Annotated in this window: 1 pseudogene; it reads right to left on the reverse strand. The window is 62.5% G+C overall.

Going from position 1 to position 240, the window contains the following annotated elements:
• Nucleotides 1–240 (reverse strand): annotated as a pseudogene (locus AC2W7A_RS13395) (hypothetical protein); the annotation flags it as partial.

Genomic DNA, 240 nt, shown 5'->3' on the forward strand with positions numbered 1-240 from the left:
ACATCGACTGGATCCCGTCCTGGGCGGCGATGATCTGCCGCCACGAGGCGTGCTGGTACTGCACTCCCTGATCGGAATGCACCATCACCCCAGCAGGATTACCGGCCCAGGCGAAGGCCTGTGAAGCGCCCTGGGTTTCGTTCCGACCTACTTCCTCAAGGAGGATCGGACCATGCCCCAGAAGTACAGCCCCGAGTTCAAGGCGAAGGCATTGCAGCTCATCGAGGAGCGCATCCGCGC

This window comes from Micrococcus sp. LASM2_SD2 (assembly GCF_057364565.1).